The following is a 14,288-nucleotide window of genomic DNA, read 5'->3' on the forward strand; positions in this document are numbered from 1 at the left end:
ATGACGCCTTCCGAAGCCGATCTTCAGCTGCTCAATGACGCCCGTGCCTGGGCCGCCCAGGATCCGGATCCGCTCACCGCGGCAACGCTGACCGAACTGGTGAAGCTCACCGAGGCCGGCACGCCCGCCGCCCGGCAGGACCTTGAAGACAGCTTCCGCGGAACGCTGCAGTTCGGAACGGCGGGCCTGCGTGCGGCCCTGGGACCCGGACCCAACCGGATGAACCGCGTCGTGGTCCGCCGCGCAGCGGCGGGCTTCGCCACATTCCTGGTCCGTGCGGTGGCCGAGGCTGCTCCCGGGACCCGGCCACGCGCCGTCGTCGGCTATGACGCCCGCTACAACTCAGACATCTTCGCCGCGGAGACGGCGGCGGTGTTCACCGCGGCCGGAATCGAGACGTTCGTGATGCCGGCAGCCCTGCCGACGCCGCTGCTCGCCTACGCCGTCCGGACTTTGGACTGCGACGGCGGTGTGATGGTCACAGCGAGCCACAACCCTCCGCGGGACAACGGTTACAAGGTGTATCTCGGCCGGCATGCCGTGGAGGAAAGCGGACGGGGTGCGCAGATCGTGGCGCCGTACGACGCGCGGATCGCCGCCGAAATCAGCAGCGTGGGCGACCTTGCCTCGATCCCCCTGGCCCAGGACGGCTGGACGGTCCTGGATGGCGGGATCGTTCAGGACTACGAGGCCGCCACGGCAGGGCTGGCCGACCGCGCGCTCTTCCCGGCCCGGGAGCTGAAGATCGTCCTGACGCCGCTGCACGGCGTGGGCGGCAGCACTGCCGTTTCTGTCCTCCGGGCGGCCGGGTTCACCGACGTGACGCTGGTCAGCGAGCAGGCCGAGCCCGATCCGGACTTCCCCACCGTCAGTTTTCCCAACCCCGAGGAACCCGGCGCCCTGGACCTTGCCCTCGGGACGGCGATGCAGACGGACGCGGACATTGTGCTGGCCAACGACCCCGACGCGGACCGTGCCGCGGTGGCCGCGAAGGATCCGGACACGGGTGCGTGGCGGATGCTGCGGGGCGATGAGGTGGGCGCCCTGCTGGGAGCGCACGTCGTGGCGCGACTGGCGGCCTCCGGGGCGGAAGCCTCCGGGGTCCAGGCTGCCGGGGCGGACGCCGCCGGAGCCGCTGCCGGCGGCGGCGTGTTCGCGAACTCGATTGTTTCGTCGCGACTGCTCGCCCGCATCGCCGCAGCAGCCGGGTACGGGCATGAGGAGACGCTCACCGGGTTCAAGTGGATTTCCCGGGTGCCGGGCCTCGTCTACGGCTATGAGGAGGCGCTGGGCTACTGTGTTGCGCCGGACCTGGTCCGTGACAAGGACGGGCTGTCCGCCGCGGTGCTGATAGCAGAACTTGCGGCCGCCGCGAAGGCGGAGGGCAAGACGATATTCGACACCCTGGACGAGCTGTACCTGGTCCACGGACTCCACGCGAGTGACCAGCTGAACATCCGCGTGGGTGACCTCGGCCTGCTGGACGCCATGATGAACCGGCTGCGCGTGAACCCGCCCGAATCATTTGGCGGCTCGGCCGTGGAGTCATTCGTGGACCTGGCCGAAGGCAGCGAACACCTGCCTCCGACCGACGGGCTCCTCTATCTGACCCGCGACCTCAGCCGCGTGATCATCCGGCCGAGCGGCACGGAGCCGAAGCTCAAGTGCTACCTCGAGGTCATCCAAAGCGTCGGCTCGGCCGCTGAACTGCCCGAAGCCCGGCTGGCGGCCAGGGCCGCACTGGACCGCGTGCTCACCGACGTGCGCGAGGCACTGGGACTCTAACGGGCCTTTAAACCCCTAGAGCTCAACCTCGATGAAGCCGTCCACGATGCGCGTGCTGAAGGCGGCAAGGCGCAGGTCCGCGTTGCCGAAGCACTCGCCGGTCTCGAGGTCGTAGACCTCCTTGTGCAGCGGCGAGGCGATGGTGGGGCGCGTGCCGCGTGATCCGAGGATGCCGCGTGCCATGACGAAGGCGCCGGTGGCCGGGTCCTGCTGGGCTACGGCGAAAACCTCACCGGGGGCGGTGCGGAACAGGGCCACCTGCCGGCCGGCCACGAGTGCCGCTTCGCCCCAGGCGGGTTCCAGGTCCTCCACCGCGCAGACGCGGTGCCAGCCTGCTGCATATCCGGTGGCGAGATCCTCAAGTTCCAGTGTTGCCGTCATGTCCGGCTCCTCTCCCTTTTGCGTGCTTTCCGGCGGCTGGCCGGTCTGTGAGGCGACTAATTCCGCCTGCTTTTGCAGCCGCTGCGGCCGTATACCAAAGCTAGGCTTCAGGTGTTTCGACGGGGTGCAGTCAATGTGTCAAGAACGTAAAAGACACCTCACATGGTCCGAAACAATCCCGTGATGCAGAAGTTAAGTTCACGAAACAAACGGGAAACTGCAGCGAAACTGCGTCTCCCTAGGCTGAATGCACAAGCTGCAGAGCACCGTCTGCGGCCCATGCGAAAGGCCCACAGTGACCGAACAGACTTCAACCCCATCGACTCCGCGCCGCGTTGTGGTCGCCGGCGGCGGCCCTGCAGCCCACCGTTTTGCGGACGCCATGCATGCCCGCGGCCTCGAAGGCTGGCAGGTAACTGTTCTGACCGAGGAAGCCCACCTGCCCTATGACCGCGTTGCACTGAGCAAGGCCCTCACAGACAGCACCGTGGACCTGACGCTGGGTACGGCTTCCATGTGGGACCACGAGTCGCTCACCCTTCAGACCGGCGAGCGCGTGGTGAAGATCGACACCGCAGGCAAGTCCGTTGAAACCGGGGCCGGCAACACCTATGAATACGACGAACTGGTGGTTGCCACCGGTTCGGATGCCGCCCGGCTGCCGCTGCCCGGCGCCGAGCGCGTGCACGTCTACCGCACCCTCGAAGACGTCTGGGCCATCAACAAGTCCATCGCCGAACTCACCGAAAAGCTCGGCCGCAAGGTCAACGCCGTCACCATCGGCGGCGGCCTCCTCGGCCTCGAATCCGCGGCCGGCACCGAACAGCTCGGCGCCACCCCCGTTGTCATCAACGGCGCGCCCTGGCTCATGAACACCCAGCTCGACGAGGGCGCCGGCCAGGCGCTGGGCCGCCTCATCGAGGCGAAGGGCTTCGAAGTCCACGGCGGTGTGTTCCCGTCCGAAATTCAGGCGGACGACGACGGCCAGGTCACCGGGGTGCTGATGGCCGACGGCCGCATCATTCCGGCTGACATTGTCATCGTGGCGATCGGTGTCAGGCCGCGCGATGAGCTCTTCCGCGCCGCCGAAGGCGAAGAGTCCCTGTTTGACCTTGGTCCGCGCGGAGGCGTGGTGATCAACGACTACTGCGCCACCCAGGTGCCCGGCGTCTGGGCCATCGGCGAGGTCGCCAACTTCGAAGGCATGTGCCTGGGCCTGGTGGCCCCTGCCAACACGATGGCAGAGATCGTCGCCGACCGGCTGCACGGCGGCGAGGCCACCTTTCCCGGTTTCGACACCGCCACCAAGCTCAAGCTTTCCGGCGTGGACGTGGCCAGCTTCGGCGACGCGTTCGCCAAGACGGAACACGCCCTCGAGATTGTCTACGCGGACCCCGCCCGCGGCGTCTACCAGAAGATCGTCACCACCGACGACGCCAAGACCCTGCTCGGCGGCATCTTCGTTGGCGATGCAGCCCCTTACACCAGCCTCCGACCGCTCCTGGGCCGGGAGCTCCCGGCAGAACCCGGCGCCTATCTGACGGCCGCCGGCGGCGGTGAAGCCCCCGAGACCGAACTGCCGGACGACGCCACCCTGTGCTCCTGCAACAACGTGACCGCCGGAACCATCCGCGACGCCATCAACGGCTGCGGCGCCTGCGAAGGCAACGCCCCCGTCCAGGAACTCGGCGAACTCAAGGGCTGCACCCGCGCCGGAACGCAGTGTGGTTCCTGCGTGCCGATGCTGAAGAAGCTGCTGGAAACCGAACTGACCAAGTCCGGCGTCGAGGTTTCCAAGGCCCTCTGCGAGCACATCGAGCTGTCCCGCCAGGAACTGTTCGACGCCATCCGCGTCCTGGAACTGACCTCCTTCGAAGAGATCATGGCCAAATACGGCACCGGCGCAGGCTGCGACATCTGCAAGCCGACCATCGCCAACATCCTGGCCAGCCAGAACAGCAACTACGTCCTGGACGCCGGCCGCGGCACCCTGCAGGACACCAACGACCGCGCCCTGGCCAACATGCAGAAGGACGGCACCTACTCGGTGGTCCCCCGCATCGCCGGCGGCGAGATCACCCCGAAGAAGCTCGGCGTCATCGCCGCTGTCGCCGAAAAGTACAACCTATACACCAAGATCACCGGCGGCCAGCGCATCGACATGTTCGGTGCCAGGCTGGAGCAGCTGCCCGAAATCTGGAAGGAACTGGTGGACGCCGGTTTCGAATCCGGCCAGGCCTACGGCAAGAGCCTGCGCACGGTAAAGTCCTGCGTCGGTTCCACCTGGTGCCGCTTCGGCGTCCAGGACTCGGTGGCCATGGCCATCCAGCTCGAGCTCCGCTACCGCGGCCTCCGCAGCCCGCACAAGCTCAAGATGGGCGTCTCCGGCTGCGCCCGCGAGTGCGCCGAGGCCCGCGGCAAGGACGTCGGCGTGATCGCCACCGCGGACGGCTGGAACCTGTACGTCGGCGGCAACGGCGGTGCCACCCCGGCCCATGCACAGCTGCTGGCCAAGGACCTGGACGACCAGACCCTGATCAAGTACATCGACCGCTACTTCATGTACTACATCCGCACCGCGGACCGCCTGCAGCGCACCGCGCGTTGGCAGGAAGAGCTCGACGGCGGCATCAAGCACGTCGAGGACGTGGTGGTCAAGGACACCCTGGGCATCGCCGAGGACCTCGAGGCAGCCATGGCCAAGCACGTCGACACCTACATCGACGAGTGGGCGGACACCCTGAAGGACCCCGAGCGCCTCCGCCGGTTCCGCTCCTTCGTCAACGCCCCCGACCAGAAGGACGATTCCATCACCTTCGTCCCGGACGAGCGCGGCCAGATGCGCCCGGCCACGGCTGAGGAAAAGGCGGTGGCCGCCCAGCAGCCCGTGCTGATCGGGGCTTCCATCCCGATGCGGCCCTCCACGCCGGAACTGCTTGACGAGAACGAGGTATAGGCATGCAGCTCAGCATTGATCTCACCGGCCGCGACGTGCTGGTCACCGGCTCTGATTTAGCCGCCCGCCAGGCCGTCCGCCGCTACGAGGCAGCCGGCGCCGTCGTCTCCCGCCTCAGCACCCCGCAGGGTGCCGGGAACGACGGCCCGCTGCCCGAGCGCCCGTTCCTGGTCGCCGCCGTCGACGACGGCCAGGCCGGCTGGGAACCGCTGCTGGACCGCTGCCGCGCCGCCGGCATTCCGGTGGCGGCCGAACCGGCCGCCGGCCGGGCCGGGCACGTCACGCTGGTTGGCGGCGGCCCGGGCACCGGTGAGCTGCTGACCGTGGCGGCCGTCAAGGCGCTGCGCGATGCCGACGTCGTGTTCTACGACCGGCTGGCCCCGTACCAGGAGCTGGCGTCCCTCACCTCCGCCGAACTGGTCGACGTCGGAAAGCGCCCGGGACACCACAAGGTGAGCCAGGGCGACATCGAGAAGCTCATGATCGCCTCGGCCCTGGAAGGCAACAACGTGGTGCGGCTCAAGGGCGGCGACCCGTACGTCTTCGGCCGCGGCGGCGAGGAAGTGGCGTCCTGCGTCGCCGCCGGCGTCCCGGTCCGCGTCATTTCCGGCGTCACCAGCGCCATCTCCGTGCCGGCTGCCGCCGGGATCCCCGTGACGCACCGTGAAGTCAGCCACATGTTCACGGTGGTGTCCGGCCACGCGCCGCTCACCGAGAAGGAGCTCACACACCTGGCCGGCCTGGGCGGAACCATCGTGGTGCTGATGGGCATCGGCACGCTGCACCACCTCGCCGCCGGCCTGCGCCGTGCCGGGATGCGCACCAACATGCCCATGGCTGTAGTGGAGCGCGGCTACCGGCCGGGCCAGAAGACCACCATCGCGGAACTCGGAAACATCACCACTGCCGCCGCCGGCTGCAGCAACCCCGCCGTCCTGGTGATCGGCGAGGTGGTGCGGGTGGCTGAGGCCAACCGCGGCCATGCCGAGGCCGCGGCGGAACTCGACCGCCTGGCGGCCTCGCTGCTGGGTTCGTGATAGGCATGAACACAATGAATGCACTAGCCCCCGCTGAAACAGCACCCGCCGCGATCACCGAAACCGCTCCGGAGGCGGCCGCCGAGGCCCCGCTGGAGGGTTTCCGGATCGGTGTGACCTCCCACCGCCGTTCGCGGGACCTCATCGAGGCCCTGGAACGCCGCGGCGCCGAGGTCCTGCATGCCCCGGCCCTGAAGATCGCCCCCGTGAACGAGGACATCAGCCTCATCGAGGACACCAAGGCGATCATCGCTGCCAAGCCCGACCTCTGCATCGCCACCACGGCCTACGGCATGCGCCGCTGGTGCGAGGCGGCGGATGCGTCGGGCATCGGCGAGCAGCTGCTGGAGACCCTGGGCGCCTGCCGGATGTTCGTCCGCGGACCCAAAGCCCGCGGCGCCGTGCGCGCGGCCGGCCTGGCCGACGTCGGAATCAGCAGTGACGAGACCACCGCAACGCTGGTGGACATGCTGCTGGCCGAGGGCGTGCGCGGCAAGACCGTGGCTGTGCAGCTGCACGGCTACACTGACGTCCGCCAGCTGGAGCGGCTGCGCATGTCCGGCGCCACGGTCCTGACCGTGACCCCGTACCGCTGGGTGAAGCCCGACGGCGCCGACCGCCTCCCCCGCCTGATCGAGGCTGCGTGCAGCGGCAACCTGGACGTCCTGACGTTCACGAGTGCCCCCGCCGTGGATGCGATGTGGAGCACGGCCCACGAGATGGGGCTGTACAAGCAGCTCGTGGAGAGCCTCAAGACCACCGTGACGACCGCCGTCGTTGGTCCCGTGACCGCGCAGCCGCTGCTGGACGCGGGCATCACCCCCCTGGTGCCGGAGCGGTTCCGGATGGGCGCGCTGATCCGGCTCGTGTGCGAGCACCTCGCGCTGAACCATGTGCGCCGCCTCGACACGCGGTCCGGAAACGTGGAACTGCGCGGCCGTTCGCTGCGGATCGATGGCGAGCCGGTGGAGATCGCCCCCGCGCCGCTCCTGCTGCTGCGCGCGCTCCTGGCCGCCGGCGGCGCAGTCCTGTCCCGGGAGTCTCTCTCCGAACTCCTGGAACTGCGCGGCTCGGTGCACGCGCTGGACATGACGGTCAGCCGGCTCCGCTCGTCCCTGCCGGACGGCAAGCTCGTGGAAACCGTGGTGAAGCGCGGCTACCGCATCCGCGTCTAACGGCAGGTGCAACCCGAATAGCGTGACGCAAATAACAAAGGGAGTTTTTGTCCAGATAATGGCCTCTAAACGTGGTTTAGGGCGCGATATCTGGACAAAAACTCCCTTTTGTTGCCGGGTGGTAAAAAGCATTGAACGGCCGGGGACAATTCCGCAACGGCCGGGAAACACCCGCGAAAAATGCTCCCCCTAGGCTGGGTCCCATCAGCACAACAGGGCCCCCGATCGGCCCGCCTGGTGCAGCATTCGAAAGGGCCCGCACATGTCCGCTCCGGCACAGTTTCCGTCCACTGACACCGCATCGAAAATCCTCATCGCCGGGGCAGGCCCGGCCGCCCAGGCGCTCGTGGCCCAGCTCGCCGCAGCCCGATTCTCCGGCACAGTCACCGTGCTGAGCAGCCGCGACGACGCCTCCGACGACCTGCTGGAGCTGGCGGCCCTGCCCTTGGTCTCCGTACGCTTCGGCCAGCCCGCCAGCCACATCGACGCCGCGGCCAAGGTGGTCACCACCGCCGACGGCATGGAATTCAGTTACGACGAGCTGGTCATCGCCACGGGCTCGGCCCCGGTGGACTCGCCGGTGGACGGCTCCGGCCGCTGCCTCAGCTACTCCACCATCGATGACGCCGCGAAGATCGGCCACGCCGTCAAGGAAGTCACCCGGGTCCTGGGCCGCAGGCCGCTGGGCATCCTGGTGGGCACCGGTCCCGCCGCCGGACAGGCCGAAGCCGTGCTCCGTGCCCGCGGCGTCCGTCCCGTCCGCACCACTGCCCGGCCTGCCGCCGTCGTGCCAACGCTTGCCGGCTCAGTGCTGCCGGCCGCCGGCATCGTGTTCGAGGACGGCAGCCGCATGAACGGCGACCTCGTGGTCCTCGCCGAGGACCGCGTGCCCCGGGACGGCCTGGCGGCCGCCGCCGGGGTGAAGACGGCGGCGTCGGGCGGGATCGTCGTCGGCCGGGACTTCCGCTCCTCCGTGCCCAACATTTGGGCTATCGGGGATGCGGCAGCGTTCGACGGCGTGCGGCTGGGTCTGCTGGTGGCGTCCGGGTCCGCTGCCGGCGCCTGCGCGGCGGAGCTCATGGCGGCGCTTTCCGTGGGGCAGTTGGCCACCGCTGCCTAGCTTTCCCGCTGTGGCAGGATGGTTCGAAAGGATGCCGCGATACCCGTGGCGCCGTCGGCCAAAGGCCCATGGAAAGGACCAGCATGAGCAACGAAGCCAGCCCCGGAACGGGCACCGCGACCAGCCCCGCAGGCTCTCCCGACGAACGTGCCGGTGTGGGCAGCGGGGCGCCGGGCATCGCTTCCTACATCGACCACACTCTGTTGAAGCCGGAGGCCAGCGAGGCGGACATCCTCAAGGTGTGTGCCGAGGCCGCGGAGTACAGGTTCAAGTCGGTGTGCGTGAACCCGGTGTGGGTCAAGACGGTCAAGACCGCCCTCAAGGGCACCGGCGTGCTCACCTGCTCCGTTGTCGGTTTCCCGCTGGGCGCCACGCCCAGCGACGTCAAGGCGTTCGAGGCGCGCGGGGCCGTCCTGGACGGGGCCGACGAAGTGGACATGGTCATCGACATCGCCGCGGCCAGGGCCTCGGACACGGGCGCCCTGGTGGACGACATCAAGGCAGTGGCCGAGGCCGTGCACGCCGAAGAGGCGATCCTCAAGGTCATCATCGAGACCGGCCTGCTCACCGACGACCAAAAAGTCCTGGCCTGCGAAGCGGCCGTGGAGGCCGGGGCCGACTTCGTCAAGACCTCCACGGGCTTCAACGGCGGCGGCGCCACCGTCGAAGACGTCGCCCTTCTGCGGCGCACCGTGGGCCCGGACCTGGGCGTCAAGGCGTCCGGCGGCGTGCGGTCCCTCGAGGACGCACAGGCTATGATTGCTGCAGGTGCAACACGTATTGGCGCCAGCTCCGGTATTGCAATCGTCAAAGGCGAACAGGGTTCGTCTGCGTACTGACCGGCGGCCGCCACAGTTTGAGCCCCGCGGGGCCGAGGAGGAATGAATGTCCAGCAAGATTGACCAGCAGGTAAAGACGCCCCAGAACGAGAACCCGCTGGCGGGCAGCATCGTTCTTTTCGTGGTGATCATGGCCCTGTTCCTGGGTGCCATCTACTCGCTGTCCTTCCTGACGCTGGGCAACCCGTGGCCGATGGCCGTGTGCCTTGGCCTCTTCGCCCTCGCATTCTGGATCCCGCAGACCATCACCGGCCGCTCCGACTCAGCCGGCGAATACTAGAGACCACGAAGACTTAACGACTGAGGCCCCGGAATCCCGGGGCCTCAGTGGTTTAACCCGCAGTCAGCCCGCAGGCGGCAATCCCAGCAGGCTGCTGGCCAGCTTCCCGGCCAGGGCCAGCGCGGCCGGGAAGTGCGTGCCGGCCAGCGACCAGGCCGCCAGGCACATTCCCACCATCGCGTAGCCGCTCACCGGAATCAGCACCAGCCACTCCCGCCGCGAGCCGGCCCGGCCCAGCAGCGGGACGGAGAAGGCGCCGTTGGGCCGCCAGAAGTTCCTCAGCACCCAGAGCCGGCGCAGGAACTTTGGCGGCTTGATCACCAGCGGCCAAAGGAGCGGGACACCGCCGGTGGTCACCATGTCCCCCACGATGTGGACCACGACGCCGATCAGCATGGACATGGGCAGCCAGGTCCACTGGTGCGGCGCGAACCAGGTCACCAGCCCGGCCATGGCCAGGGCGAAAACCCAGTTGGTGATCCACCCGGACTTCGGAAACAGCTTCAGCGCCTGGGCGGCGATGTTGATCATGAACATGCACAGCAGCCCGGCGCCGACCGACAGCACACCCCAGGGCGTGTCCACCTGGACCTGCGCCGCAACCGCGGCGAGCAGCACGAACATGGCCGCCCCCAGCAGCGAGTGCGTGCCTTGCCGGTGGCCGCCGCTGGCATTCTCGATGCCCACGGCGATCATGTTGGACAGCGGCGGCAGCGAATGCGCCACGGTGCTGGAGCGGTGGTCCCAGTCGCACACGAGGGCGGTGCCCGCAGTCACCATGCCGCCGATCAGCACACCGGTGGCGTCCAGCGGATACCAGCCCAGGGTGTACGGCCCCGTCGCGGCAACAGCCACCCACGCCGCGGCTCCTGACGCGGCGTGGTGTCCTCCCATCACGGCTAGCTCTTCGTGGCTTCGAGCGGGACCGGAGCGTCCGCGAAAATGTTGCGGATGACGCCGTCGGCCCACTCCAGGATTTCGGCGTCCTGCAGGTCGCGGCCGCCGATCCGTGCCGTCTTGGGCTTGGGGATGAGCACGGCGTCGAGGGCAGGCTTGGACTGTGCACCCGGGTACATGCGGTTGAGGCGCATGGTCTTCGATTCGGGCAGCTGCGCCGGGGAGAACCGGATGAAGTTGCCCTGCAGGGCCACGTCGGAGAGCCCGGCTTCGCGTGCACCCACCCGGAAGCGCGCGACGGCGACCAGGTTCTGTGCGGGCAGCGGCGGCTCGCCATAGCGGTCCACGAGTTCGGCGAGGACCTCGTCGATGGCCTCGTTCGTCACGGCGGACGCCAGCTTCCGGTAGGCCTCCAGCCGCAGCCGCTCCCCCGGCACGTAGTCGTGCGGCAGGTGCGCGTTGACGGGCAGCTCGATCTTCATCTCGGCCGCCTTCTCCTCCGCTTCACCGCGGTACTCGGCCACGGCCTCGCCCACCAGCCGGATGTAGAGGTCGAAACCGACGCCCTGGATGTGGCCTGACTGCTCGCCGCCCAGCAGGTTGCCGGCACCGCGGATTTCCAGGTCCTTCATGGCCAGCTGCATGCCCGCGCCGAGCTCGTTGTGGGTGGCCACGGCCTTCAGGCGTTCCAGCGCCACCTCGCCCAGGGGTTTCTCGGAGGGGTAGAGGAAGTAGGCGTAGGCGCGTTCGCGTCCGCGGCCCACGCGTCCGCGCAGCTGGTGGAGCTGCGACAGGCCATACTTGTCCGCGCCGTCCACGATCAGGGTGTTGGCGTTGGAGATGTCCAGGCCGGTCTCGATGATGGTGGTGCACACCAGGACATCGAAGCGTTTCTCCCAGAAGTCCACGATGATCTGCTCCAGCCGGCTCTCGGACATCTTGCCGTGGGCCACCTCCACCCTGGCTTCGGGAACGAGTTCTCGGATCTTGGCCGCGGTCTTTTCGATTGTGGAGACGCGGTTGTGGACGAAGAACACCTGGCCCTCGCGCATCAGCTCGCGGCGGATGGCGGCGGAGGTCTGCTTGTCCGTGTACGGCCCAACGTACGTGAGCACGGGGTGCCGCTCCTCCGGCGGGGTTGCCAGGGTGGACGTTTCGCGGATGCCGGTCAGCGACATTTCGAGCGTGCGCGGGATCGGCGTGGCGCTCATGGCCAGGACGTCCACATTGGTGCGCATCTTCTTCAGCGCTTCCTTGTGCTCGACGCCGAAGCGCTGCTCCTCGTCCACGATCACCAGGCCGAGGTCCTTGAACTCGAAGTCCTTGGACAGCAGCCGGTGCGTGCCGATCACCACGTCCACCGAGCCGTTCTTCACGCCCTCGGCCGTTTCCTTGGCTTCCTTGGAGGCCTGGAAGCGGGACAGCGGCTTCACGCGGAGCGGGAAGCCGGAGAACCGCTCGGTGAACGTCTCGTAGTGCTGCTGGGCCAGCAGGGTGGTGGGCACCAGCACCGCCACCTGCTTGCCGTCCTGCACGGCCTTGAAGGCGGCGCGGACGGCGATCTCGGTCTTGCCGTAGCCGACGTCGCCGGAGACCAGCCGGTCCATGGGGATCTCGCGCTCCATGTCGGCTTTGACCTCGTTGATGGTGGTGAGCTGGTCCGGGGTTTCCACGTACGGGAAGGCCTCCTCCAGCTCGCGCTGCCACGGAGTGTCCGGCGCGAAGGCATGGCCGCGCGAGGCCATCCGGGCCGAGTAGAGCCGGATGAGCTCGCCGGCGATTTCCTTGACCGCCCGGCGCGCCTTGGACTTGGTGCTGGCCCAGTCCGCGCCGCCCATCTTGCTGAGCACGGGGGTGTCGCCGCCGACGTAGCGGGTCACCTGGTCCAGCTGGTCGGTGGGGACGAACAGCCGGTCCCCCGGCGCCCCGCGCTTGGACGGCGCGTATTCCAGCACAAGGTATTCGCGCACGCCGTCGCTGCCACCGGCCACCTTGCGCTGGAGCAGCTCCACGAACCGGCCGATACCGTGCTGTTCGTGCACCACATGGTCGCCGGCCACGAGCTGCAGCGGGTCAACGGCGTTGCGCCGCTTGGACGGCATGCGGCGCATGTCCTTCGTGGAGCCGGCCGAGGTGCGGCCCAGCAGGTCAGCTTCGGTGAGGAGGCCGAGTTTCAGTCCGTCCAGGACAAAACCGCGTCCGACGGCGGCAGTGGTCACCTCGATGATCCCCGCCTGGGGTTCGTGGTCCAGTGTGTCCACCCGGGTGCAGGGGATGTCGGCGTCGTGGAACAGTTCGGCCAGGCGCTGCGCGGGGCCCGGGCCTTCAGTGGCCACCACGATCCGCCACTGGTCCCGCACGTGCGAGCCGATGAAATCCATCATCTCCGCCACGTCGCCCTGGTAGCCGCGCGGTTCGCGGGCGTGGAGGTTGAGCACGTCGATGTCCGGTGTGAGTTCCTCGTCGGTGGCCAGTGACGTGATGGACCACCAGGACACCTCGTTCCCGAGCGCCGCAGTGCGGGTCTCGGCCAGGGAACGGAAGCTGGCGGAGTGCAGGGCCGCAGAGGCCTGCGAGCTGAGGTCCAGCGGCGCGGTTCCGCCGTCGGAGGCAGTGGACCACGCAGCTTCCAGGAATTCCTCGTTGGTGGCCGCAAGATCGTGGGCGCGGGTGCGGACCTTCTCCGGTTCGATGATCACCGAGATGGAGCCTGCGGGCAGCTGTTCCATGAACGGAACCATGGCGTCCACCAGGACAGGGGCCAGGGATTCCATGCCCTCCACGGCAATGCCGCCGGCGATCTTCTCCAGCATGTCGGCAGCCGCGGGGAGCTGCGGCTTCAGCGTGGCGGCCCGGGACATGACCGAGGGGGTGATGAGGATTTCGCGGCACGGCGGGGCGTGCAGTTCGGTGGGGTGGTGCACGCCGGGGGCGGACAACGAGCGCTGGTCGGCGACGGCGAACCAGCGCATCTGGTCCACCTCGTCGCCGAAGAACTCTACCCGGATGGGGTGGTCCTCGGTGGGCGGGAACACGTCCAGGATGCCGCCACGGACGGCGAATTCACCGCGGTGCGTGACCATGTCCACGCGGGAGTAGGCAGCGGCCGCGAGGTTCCGGATCACGTCGTTGAACGGGACCTCCTGGCCCACCTTCAGGGTCACCGGAACCAGTTCCCCCAGGCCGGCCACGATGGGCTGGACCACGGCACGGACGGGGGCCACCACCACGCGCAGGGGGCCCGCTGCGTTTTCCGGGTGCGCTGAATCTGCGGGATGGGCTGTGTCTTCTGGATGGGCCAGGCGCCGCAGGACCGACAGGCGGCGGCCCACGGTGTCCGAACGCGGGGACAGCCGCTCGTGCGGGAGGGTCTCCCAACTGGGGAACTCGGCCACGGCATGGGCCGGCAGGTAGGCGCGGAGCGCGGCGGCGAGGTCCTCGGCCTCACGGCCCGTAGCGGTCACGGCCAGGACAACACCCGGCGCGGCGTGGTCAGCGCTGGCGTTGCCGTTTCCCGCAGCGTTCAGCAGGCCGTCCGCCATCTCGGCGAGGAGCACGGGCCGCAGGCCTGCCGGGGCGCTGATCTGGTAGTCCTCGCTGCGGATGCTGAAGCTCCGCCCGGCCTCGGCCTGCACCCGGGCGAACGTCGTGTCCGCGTGCAGGACGCGGCGCAGGCCATTGAGTGGCAGTCCGTTGGACGGCTGGCCTTTGAGGCTCTGGCCTTTGGAGCTCATGGGCAGGATCTCCTGGAAATCTCGTTAGAACGCAGGCAACACGAAAAGCCGAGATTCTTGCGAATGCCGGGGCTTCCAGCCTAC

General features: G+C 68.5%; 10 protein-coding genes. 7 read left to right on the forward strand and 3 right to left on the reverse strand.

The features are described 5' to 3' along the window. The gene (locus ACFTSA_RS04705; RefSeq protein WP_377950001.1) at positions 1-1,785 is read left to right on the forward strand and encodes a phospho-sugar mutase; all 1,785 of its coding nucleotides are present in this window, start codon (positions 1-3) and stop codon (positions 1,783-1,785) included. Between the two features lie 15 nt (positions 1,786-1,800). Here the strand turns inward: ACFTSA_RS04705 and nirD are convergent, their stop codons facing one another. Next, the gene (nirD, locus tag ACFTSA_RS04710; RefSeq protein ID WP_377950002.1) at positions 1,801-2,166 is read right to left on the reverse strand and encodes a nitrite reductase small subunit NirD; all 366 of its coding nucleotides are present in this window, start codon (positions 2,164-2,166) and stop codon (positions 1,801-1,803) included. A gap of 295 nt (positions 2,167-2,461) precedes the next feature. Between nirD and nirB the strand changes: the two genes are divergently transcribed. The 6 genes from nirB to ACFTSA_RS04740 all read left to right on the forward strand — a co-directional run bounded on the left by nirB (position 2,462) and on the right by ACFTSA_RS04740 (position 9,573). Further along, the gene (nirB, locus tag ACFTSA_RS04715; RefSeq protein ID WP_377950004.1) at positions 2,462-5,122 is read left to right on the forward strand and encodes a nitrite reductase large subunit NirB; all 2,661 of its coding nucleotides are present in this window, start codon (positions 2,462-2,464) and stop codon (positions 5,120-5,122) included. A gap of 2 nt (positions 5,123-5,124) precedes the next feature. Next, positions 5,125-6,159, forward strand: a complete 1,035-nt coding sequence (cobA, locus tag ACFTSA_RS04720) for a uroporphyrinogen-III C-methyltransferase (protein ID WP_377950006.1) — start codon at positions 5,125-5,127, stop codon at positions 6,157-6,159. 14 nt (positions 6,160-6,173) lie between these two features. Then, positions 6,174-7,334, forward strand: coding sequence for a uroporphyrinogen-III synthase (locus ACFTSA_RS04725; protein WP_377950008.1), 1,161 nt, complete (start codon positions 6,174-6,176; stop codon positions 7,332-7,334). Between the two features lie 262 nt (positions 7,335-7,596). Next, complete coding sequence (locus tag ACFTSA_RS04730) at positions 7,597-8,454, forward strand: FAD-dependent oxidoreductase (RefSeq protein WP_377950010.1); 858 nt, start codon at positions 7,597-7,599, stop codon at positions 8,452-8,454. A gap of 83 nt (positions 8,455-8,537) precedes the next feature. Then, positions 8,538-9,293: a deoxyribose-phosphate aldolase gene (gene deoC, locus ACFTSA_RS04735; RefSeq protein ID WP_377950012.1), complete on the forward strand. Its 756-nt coding sequence runs from the start codon at positions 8,538-8,540 to the stop codon at positions 9,291-9,293. Positions 9,294-9,339: 46 nt separating this feature from the next. Next, positions 9,340-9,573, forward strand: coding sequence for a hypothetical protein (locus tag ACFTSA_RS04740; protein ID WP_377950014.1), 234 nt, complete (start codon positions 9,340-9,342; stop codon positions 9,571-9,573). A 63-nt stretch (positions 9,574-9,636) separates the two neighbouring features. On the opposite strand, the gene ACFTSA_RS04745 is transcribed toward ACFTSA_RS04740, so the two are convergent. After that, positions 9,637-10,467, reverse strand: coding sequence for a metal-dependent hydrolase (locus ACFTSA_RS04745; protein ID WP_377950016.1), 831 nt, complete (start codon positions 10,465-10,467; stop codon positions 9,637-9,639). A gap of 5 nt (positions 10,468-10,472) precedes the next feature. After that, positions 10,473-14,204 (reverse strand): transcription-repair coupling factor, encoded by a 3,732-nt coding sequence (gene mfd / locus ACFTSA_RS04750; protein WP_377950017.1) that lies wholly within the window; start codon positions 14,202-14,204, stop codon positions 10,473-10,475. Positions 14,205-14,288 lie beyond the last annotated feature (84 nt).

The sequence above is a fragment of the Arthrobacter sp. NPDC057013 genome (assembly GCF_042674585.1).
Classification (GTDB): Bacteria; Actinomycetota; Actinomycetes; order Actinomycetales; family Micrococcaceae; genus Arthrobacter.

Bases quoted from the DNA above. Each gene is read 5' to 3' on its own strand.
- ACFTSA_RS04725 (WP_377950008.1), top strand. From the start codon at position 6,174: ATGAATGCACTAGCCCCCGCTGAAACAGCACCCGCCGCGATCACCGAA.
- nirD (WP_377950002.1), bottom strand. From the start codon at position 2,166: ATGACGGCAACACTGGAACTTGAGGATCTCGCCACCGGATATGCAGCA.
- cobA (WP_377950006.1), top strand. From the start codon at position 5,125: ATGCAGCTCAGCATTGATCTCACCGGCCGCGACGTGCTGGTCACCGGC.
- ACFTSA_RS04745 (WP_377950016.1), bottom strand. From the start codon at position 10,467: ATGGGAGGACACCACGCCGCGTCAGGAGCCGCGGCGTGGGTGGCTGTT.
- ACFTSA_RS04730 (WP_377950010.1), top strand. From the start codon at position 7,597: ATGTCCGCTCCGGCACAGTTTCCGTCCACTGACACCGCATCGAAAATC.
- deoC (WP_377950012.1), top strand. From the start codon at position 8,538: ATGAGCAACGAAGCCAGCCCCGGAACGGGCACCGCGACCAGCCCCGCA.
- ACFTSA_RS04705 (WP_377950001.1), top strand. From the start codon at position 1: ATGACGCCTTCCGAAGCCGATCTTCAGCTGCTCAATGACGCCCGTGCC.
- mfd (WP_377950017.1), bottom strand. From the start codon at position 14,204: ATGAGCTCCAAAGGCCAGAGCCTCAAAGGCCAGCCGTCCAACGGACTG.
- ACFTSA_RS04740 (WP_377950014.1), top strand. From the start codon at position 9,340: ATGTCCAGCAAGATTGACCAGCAGGTAAAGACGCCCCAGAACGAGAAC.